The organism is Natronococcus sp. JC468 (assembly GCF_012163165.1).
In the GTDB taxonomy this organism is placed as follows: Archaea; Halobacteriota; Halobacteria; order Halobacteriales; family Natrialbaceae; genus Natronococcus; species Natronococcus jeotgali.
In genome coordinates, this window is sequence record NZ_JAAVUO010000025.1 from 46,083 (window position 1) to 53,445 (window position 7,363).

The 7,363-nt window shown below is 68.2% G+C and carries 5 protein-coding genes; 2 read left to right on the forward strand and 3 right to left on the reverse strand.

Going from position 1 to position 7,363, the window contains the following annotated elements; all coding sequences use genetic code 11:
* The first annotated feature begins 144 nt into the window (after window positions 1-144).
* Together GWG54_RS14340 and GWG54_RS14345 are read left to right on the forward strand one after the other, a co-directional pair.
* The gene (locus tag GWG54_RS14340) at window positions 145-1,983 is read left to right on the forward strand and encodes a helicase C-terminal domain-containing protein (RefSeq protein ID WP_167938422.1); all 1,839 of its coding nucleotides are present in this window, start codon (window positions 145-147) and stop codon (window positions 1,981-1,983) included.
* 119 nt (window positions 1,984-2,102) lie between these two features.
* Window positions 2,103-2,765: a bacterio-opsin activator domain-containing protein gene (locus GWG54_RS14345; protein ID WP_167938423.1), complete on the forward strand. Its 663-nt coding sequence runs from the start codon at window positions 2,103-2,105 to the stop codon at window positions 2,763-2,765.
* 633 nt (window positions 2,766-3,398) lie between these two features.
* On the opposite strand, the gene GWG54_RS14350 is transcribed toward GWG54_RS14345, so the two are convergent.
* Genes GWG54_RS14350 through GWG54_RS14360 form a run of 3 tightly spaced genes read right to left on the reverse strand, consistent with a single transcriptional unit; the run spans window position 3,399 to window position 7,312 of the window.
* The gene (locus GWG54_RS14350) at window positions 3,399-4,652 is read right to left on the reverse strand and encodes a class I SAM-dependent methyltransferase family protein (RefSeq protein WP_167938424.1); all 1,254 of its coding nucleotides are present in this window, start codon (window positions 4,650-4,652) and stop codon (window positions 3,399-3,401) included.
* Window positions 4,645-5,829 carry a 60S ribosomal export protein NMD3 gene (locus tag GWG54_RS14355; protein WP_167938425.1) on the reverse strand — a complete coding sequence of 395 codons (1,185 nt, stop codon included), beginning with the start codon at window positions 5,827-5,829 and terminating at the stop codon, window positions 4,645-4,647. The genes GWG54_RS14350 and GWG54_RS14355 overlap by 8 nt, the downstream gene beginning before the upstream one ends.
* 49 nt (window positions 5,830-5,878) lie before the next feature.
* Complete coding sequence (locus tag GWG54_RS14360) at window positions 5,879-7,312, reverse strand: PQQ-binding-like beta-propeller repeat protein (RefSeq protein ID WP_167938426.1); 1,434 nt, start codon at window positions 7,310-7,312, stop codon at window positions 5,879-5,881.
* Window positions 7,313-7,363 lie beyond the last annotated feature (51 nt).

Sequence of the window (7,363 nt, forward strand, 5' to 3'; positions counted from 1 at the left end):
GACCCGCTACCGACACCGTACCGGGCTCCTACCGACCGATAGGCGGCGCCTTCTCGAGTTACGTCGGCCGAAACCGTCGGCGACGACTGCGGGACGCGAGACGGTTCGCAGCCTTTAGGGCGCGACCGAACCGTGGGACGAACGGTGAATCCCGAGCGGATCTTCGAGGCCTTCCCCGCGCCGAGCTACCGCGGCGCTCAGGAGGCGGCACTTCGCGACGTCCGGGACGCGTTCGCGGCCGACAACGACGTCGTGCTGGTGCGGGCGCCGACGGGCAGCGGGAAGTCCCTGCTCGCCCGCGCGGTCGCCGGCTGCGCGCGGACCGTCGGCGAGGCCGAGCCCAGCGAGGCCGCGGGCGCCTACTACACGACCCCGCAGGTTTCCCAGCTCGACGACGTCGCGGCCGACGACCTGCTCGCGGATCTCAACGTCATCCGTGGGAAGTCGAACTACACCTGCATCCTCCCCGAGGAGCGCGACACGCCGGTGAACCAGGCCCCCTGCGTCCGCGAGCGGGGGTACGACTGCTCGGTCAAACACCGGTGTCCGTACTTCTCCGACCGGGCGATCGCCTCGAACCGGTCGATTGCGGCGATGACGCTGGCCTACTTCATGCAGACGGCCGGCAGCGAGGTGTTTCGCAAGCGCGACGTCGTCGTGATCGACGAGGCTCACGGACTGGCGGAGTGGGCCGAGATGTACGCGACGATTCGGCTGGGGCCGCGGACGGTGCCGTTCTGGGACGAGCTGCGCGTTCCCGAGATCGACGGCCTGGATCGAGCGGTCCGGTACGCCGAGAACCTCGAGCAGATCTGCACCCGCCGGAAGGACGAGCTGCTCGGCCAGGAGTCGCTCACGCCCCGGGAGGTCCGTCAGCGCGACCGCCTCCAGGAGTTGCTCGGCGAACTCGACTGGTTCGTCTCGGACTACCGGGACCCCGAGAGCCCGACGACGTGGCTGGTCGATCAGTCCGAACCGCGTTCCAACGGAAGCGACGGAGACGGTGGTGGTTCCGAGGGGGACGGCGAGAAGCTCGGCGGCCCCCTGACGATCAAACCGATGAACCCCGAGCGCTACCTCCGTCACACCGTCTGGGACCGCGGCAACAAATTCGCGCTGCTGTCGGCGACCATCCTGAACAAGGACGCCTTCTGTCGGCAGGTCGGACTCGACCCCGCCGACGTCGCGCTGGTCGACGTCCCCCACACCTTCCCCGTTGAGAACCGCCCGCTGTACGACGTCACGCAGGGGAAGATGACCTACGAGCACCGATCGGAGACGACGCCGAAGCTCGCCCGGACGATCGTTCGGCTCATGCAGGAACACCCCGACGAGAAGGGGTTGATCCACGCCCACTCCTACGCCATCCAGGAGCGACTGGCCGACCTCCTGGGTGATTTCGGCGTCGGCGATCGGATCCGCGTCCACGACCGCGACGACCGCGACGCCGCCTTAGAGGAGTGGAAAGCGAGCGACGACCCCGACGTGTTCCTCTCGGTAAAGATGGAGGAAGCGCTGGACCTGAAGGGCGACCTCTGTCGCTGGCAGGTGCTGTGTAAGGCCCCGTTTCTCAACACCGGCGACTCGAGGGTCGCCCACCGCCTCGAGGAGGGCCAGTGGGCGTGGTACTACCGGACCGCCCTGCGGACGATCGTCCAGGCCTGCGGGCGGGTCGTCCGCGCGCCCGACGACTACGGCGCGACCTACCTCGCCGACTCGAGCCTGCTCGACGTCTTCGACCGCGCCCGTTCGGATATGCCCGACTGGTTCGCGGCCCAGGTCGATCGGATGGAGCGCCCGGAGCTGCCGGCGTTCGAGCCGAGTGCGGCCGTCGACGGCTCGAGTTCGGGCGATCGTTCGCGGAGCGGTTCGGATCGGAACTCGAGCGGATACTCGAGGAGCGGTCGTGGCGGTTCCGGCTCCCGGTCGCGACGCTCGTCGGGCTCGAGTCCGTTAGCGGACGTCTGGGATACGGACGGGTAACGGCGGTCGTGTCGGGACCGGAGCAAATAGCGGGACGGGAGCGAAGAGCCGGCGTTTGGCCGATCTTCTGCATTCGCTTCCCGGCGTACGTTTCTTAGGAGATCGGGGAAAGCATCAGTATGAGCATCGTCGCTGAGTTTTCGATAAAATCCGACGACTTTGCGCTGTGCCATTCGCTCACCGAAGCCCCACACATGGTCGTCGAAATCGAGCAGGTCGTGGCGACGATGGAAAACAGAGTGATGCCGTACTTCTGGGTGAGCGGCGGCGATCACGCGGAGTTCGAAGAAGCGTTTCAAAACGACGATTCGGTGACCGACGTCGCTCGTATCGATCGAGCGGACGCCGCCATCCTGTACCGCGCTGAATGGACGAAAAACGTCGAAACGATCGTGTACGCGTACGTCGAGCTCGGAGCGTCGATCCTCCAAGCGGTCGCGAGGGATAGAAACTGGGAGATACGGATGCGATTCGACGACCGAGAGGCTCTCTCGCAGTTCGAAGAGTACTGCCAGCAGAACGATATTTCGTTCGAGCTCAACCAGCTGCAAGAGCAAGAACAGCCGATGGCGAGCGCGCAGTACGATCTCACGACGAAACAGCGCGAAACCCTGGTGACTGCACTCGAGGAAGGCTACTACGACGTTCCGCAGGGGATCTCGATGAGCGAACTGGCGAACGACGTGGGCGTCTCTCAGCAGGCCCTCTCGAAACGCTTCCACGCCGCACACAAGAACCTCATCACGAGTACGTTGACGTTTACCCATCCGGACGATCAGTAGTACGTTCCGGGATTCGAGAACGACGTGGTCTATACAACCCGCGATGCTTTCCGTCGGAAGGATCTCTGTGCTCGTATGACTACCCCCCCGCAAACGCAGGAAAACGACGTTGAAGGGACCGAAGATCGGACGAAAGTGGCCGCACGGTGTCTCGAGTGCGGGAGCGTCTACTCGGCGTGGGTGTTTTCCGATAACACGGTTCAACCCATCGGCCTGCCGAGCGGCTGTGAGTGTGGCGCCTCCGAGTTCGAAGCGATTTCGACGTAAGAGCCACAACCGCCCGGAACGAGGCGGTCGGTTCGACGGGAGTCGCGTACTCGGTAGGTGTTTTCGGGGAGGTGCTGCTCGGATCAGTGTCCTCTCCCGTTCACCGGTACCGCTGAACGCCGAAACCGTACTCCCGTCCCGATACCGGTTCGCCGTGAACCGCTCCGTGGGTTCTATCCGCGCTGGGATCCACGCCGACAGCCGTGGGCGGCCATCAGAGCGCCGCCGTCGCGCCCCAGGCGATCATCGAGGTCACCATGAGGACGACGAACAGCAGGGCGATGAGCTGGTTTCGGTCCATGTGTACGCGCAGTCAGTCCCGCGGTATGAATGTCACGTCCGGCTCACTCCTCGAGTCGCGTCGACTCACGCTTCGCCGCCGAAGCGCGCGTCGACGACGACGTGGGCGACGCCCGCGCTGTGGCTCTTGACCCGTCGCGTTTCGAGCACCTCGAGCTCCCTGTCCGCGGCGGCCGCCTCGAGCCGTTCGATCGGTCGGTCCCACAGCCGCGACTCCGGGGTCGCCTCGTGGTAGTGGACGACCCCGCCCGGGGCCAGCGCCTCGAGGGCGTGCGGGAGAAACTCGCGGGCCTCGTCGGTTCTGGCGCCGCGAGCGTCGGTCGCGTCCTCGCTTCCCGCGCCGTCTGCGCGCCCGTAGTAGCCCATGACTACCCTGTCGACCTCGAGGTCGCCCGCCAGCTCCCGACAGTCGGCCGTGTAGGCGTCGATCCGATCGCCGACGTCGTTGAGCACGGCGTTCTCGAGGAGGTAGCGGAAGGCGGTCGGGTTCAGCTCGGTTGCGGTCACCCGCGCACCTGAGCGAGCCATCGGGAGCGCGAAGTAACCGATGCCGGCGAACATGTCGAACACTCGCTCCCCGGGGTCGACGACCTCGCCCATCCGGACCCGTTCGGCCTGGTTGCCCGGTGAGAACATCACCGTCGCGGGATCGAGCCCGTATCGGGTGCCGTGCTCGACGTGGACCGTCTCGGTGTCGCGCTCGCCCGCGAGCAGGCGGGTCCGGGGTTCGCGGTAGGTGCCCGCCGTCCCCTCGTTGGCGATCCCCTCGTCGGCCAGCACGCTGTCGGCCCCGCCGTGGAGCTCGAGCAGGGCCTCAGCGACGTCGGTCTCGTCGGGGCACTCGTTCGGGAGCGTCACGAGGACGACCGAGCCGATCACGGCCCAGGAGCCGGGCGCACCCTCGAGGTCGGCGTCGCTCCAGCCCCGTTCGGCGAGCAGGTCCTCGAGGTCTCGGCTCCGGAACGCGGGCTCGAGCTGGCGGACGACCTCGAGGACGCGGGTGTCGGTCGGGGGTTCGGTGATCGGGAGCGCGATCCGCTCGGGGCCCTTCTCACGATTCCCGTCGCCCTCCGAGGATGTCATTTCGCTCGCAGCCCGGCGTCCCTCGAGCGCCTCGTCGACGCGCTCGCCGTGGTCTCGGACCACGTCGCTGACCGCCTGTACGCGCCGCGAGTCGTCGTAGACGCCCTCGGCGCGAAGCGACTCGATGGCCGTCTCCGTCCGCTCGCTCTCGACGACGGCCGCCAGCGGCGCGTCGGCGCGCTCGAGGGCGCCCGTCGCCGCGGTCGCATCCGCGTCGGGATCGGACTCCTCAGGCATCGTCCTCGTAGGGGTCGTAGTAGCCGTCGTCGTCCTCGTCGCCGGTGTCGGGATCGGGATCGGGCAGGATGTGTACTCCTTCGCGGCTCTTCAGGACGGGGACGGTCTCGGCGTCGGGATCGAAGTAGTCGGGACGGGCGACGGTCTTGGCCCGGAACGTCTCGGGATCGAGCACCTGAACCGCGTTCTCGTCCTCGACGGTGACGACCGTCGTCTCGACGCCGTCCTCGCGCTCGCCGAGCTTGCGGGCCTCCGGCGAGTCGCCCTCCTCGTAGTCGGCCTCGTAGCGCTCGCCCGTGGTCACCCGGGTTCCCTTGAGGTTTCCGTGGGCGCTGCGGACGAGGACCGGACCGCCGTCGTCGTCCGCGAGGTCGATGACGTCGCCCGGCCTGTACGGCGGGAGGCGGACGGCGAATGTGACCCGGTAGACCTCGTTGCCGTCCTCGTCCTCGGTGACGAGCGTCTCGGCGTCGTTCACCGAGCCGCCGAACTCCTCGACGGTCTTGTTCGCGATCTTCTTGCCGATCTTGTTGGTCGAGACCTTGATGTCGAGGCCGTCGTCGGTCTCGCCGACCTCGGTGACGAAGGCGTTGCGGTCGCCCGTCGCCTCCATGTCGGCGACGACCTGGTTCGCGATCTCCTCGGCGCGCTCGAGTTCCTCGCTCGTCGGCGTTCGGCCCTCGGCGCGGATCTGGACGATGCTGGCGTAGTAGTCGCCGGCGATCCGGCCGCACCGTTGACAGGTCTGGCGGGCGATCCTGACCGGGACCGTCACCTGCTCCTCGACGGGCGTTCCGCGCACGACCCCCGTGAAGTAGGCGTGGATCCGGATCGCGTTCTCGTCGACCTGTTCGGGCTCGACCTGCCAGGCGACGTCCTCGACGTCGACGTGGACCGCCAGGGCCTCGCTGACCGCCTCGAGGGCAACGTCGGTGTAGTCTTTCGCTCCGACGTCGACCCAGCGGTTCCCCCGGTAGACGGCGCCGCAGCGGGCGCAGACCCGCACCTCGATCCGTTCGGGCGCGTCGACGAAGTCGAAGTCGTCGAAGTAACAGCTATCGCAGAGTTCGACCTCGGTGCCGGGGCGGAGCGGATCGGTCGCCGCCTCGGGGTCGCCCGCCGATCGGTCGGGTACCGGATCTCCGCAGCGAGGACAGAACGCGCGCGACTCACTCATTGTCCCCGCTTGGAGAGTGAGGATGTTAAGCGGCCCGCTCTCTGCACGCTCACTTCCGATTGACGGACGCGGGTCGATCGCCGGCGGCGCTTCGTCGCAACCACTCGAGGACGACGGCGCCGCCGGCGATCCCCGCGCCCGACGTGAACCCGGGTACCGCCTCGTCCTCGTCGTCGGTGTCGTTGCCGAGCACCTCGTCGGCGTCTTCGGTTTCGTTGCTCCCCTCGCCGGACCCGCTGTCGTTTCCGGACCCGACGCCGGCGTTTTCGGGATCTCGGGTTTCGAAGGTGTCGTTGCCGTTTTCGGGCTGAGAGACGTTGTCGCTGTCGCTCTCGTTGGCGCTGACGTCGTCGAACGCCGACTCCGACCGGATCGCCAGCAGCCCCCCGGCCGCGGCGTAGAGGGTGTCGCCGGCGAGCGCGAGCTCGTGGGGGTGGGCGTCGGTTCTGATCGACCACTCGAGCGTGCCGTCCTCGAGGGCGAGCGCGACGATCCCGGCCCCTCCGTTCGCGCTCCGGATGCCGACGTACAGGGTCTCGCCGTCCGCGACCGGCGGACCGTACACCGCCGACTCGAGCGCCGGCCGCCACCGCTCCTCGCCGCTCTCGCGATCGTAGCCGACGATGTCGTCCCGGGTCAGCGTGTAGATGCGATCGTCGGTCGCCAGCGTCGCGGCGTACCCGTCGCCGATCCAGCGAAGGTCGCCGGTTTCGGTCTCGTAGACGGCGACCTCGTCGACCCCGCCGACCTGGACCGCGACGACGTCGTCCGTTGCGAGGACGACTTGCTCTCGAAACCCGCCGTCGTCGGAGCTCCAGCGCACGTCGCCGTTGCCGACCTCGAGCGCGTACAGCAACCGCCCGTCGGTCGCGAAGACGGCGCCGTCGGCGGCGGCGACGGGCTGATCGACCAGCGTCCCGTCGTCGGGCTCGAACGCCCACAATCTGGCGCCCTCCGCGGCGTCGACCGCGTGGAGCGTCCCGTCGGCGACGACGAACGCTCGTCCGTCGACGACGGTCGGCTCGGAAACCGCGTCGCTTTCGAACCCCTGCTGCCAGACGGGCTCCGCGCCCTCGTTCTCGAGGGCGGTGAGATCCTCGCCACCGACGTAGACTCTGCCGTCGACGGCCGTCGGGGTGCCGTCCGCGCCGACGTCGTCGCTCTCGGCGATCCGTTCCCCGTCGGCGGCGTCGAAGGCGTGAACCGCGCCGTCGGCCGTCCGGTAGACGACCCCGTCGCTCACCGCGACCGAACCGCCGGACTCGGTGTGCTCCCAGTCGACGACGGCGGGATCGTCCGGTCCACTCTCTCCGGCCGCGTACCCGGTATTACCGGGGTCCCCGCGACTGGAGGTCCACCCCCGCTCGGTCGAACCGACCTGCCCCGCCGCGCCGTCGGCGGCCGTCGACCGCGACACGAGGGTTCCGCCGACGGCGGCGAGCCCACCCGCTTTCAACACCCCGCGTCTTCCGTCCCCCCGCATGCTCCCGGTGGGGATCGGCGGTCCCCCCCTCTAAACCCCGGCGCCTCGTTC

Coding starts and splice junctions, on each gene's coding strand:
- GWG54_RS14350 (WP_167938424.1), bottom strand. CDS start 4,652: ATGCCTGAGGAGTCCGATCCCGACGCGGATGCGACCGCGGCGACGGGC.
- GWG54_RS14345 (WP_167938423.1), top strand. CDS start 2,103: ATGAGCATCGTCGCTGAGTTTTCGATAAAATCCGACGACTTTGCGCTG.
- GWG54_RS14360 (WP_167938426.1), bottom strand. CDS start 7,312: ATGCGGGGGGACGGAAGACGCGGGGTGTTGAAAGCGGGTGGGCTCGCC.
- GWG54_RS14355 (WP_167938425.1), bottom strand. CDS start 5,829: ATGAGTGAGTCGCGCGCGTTCTGTCCTCGCTGCGGAGATCCGGTACCC.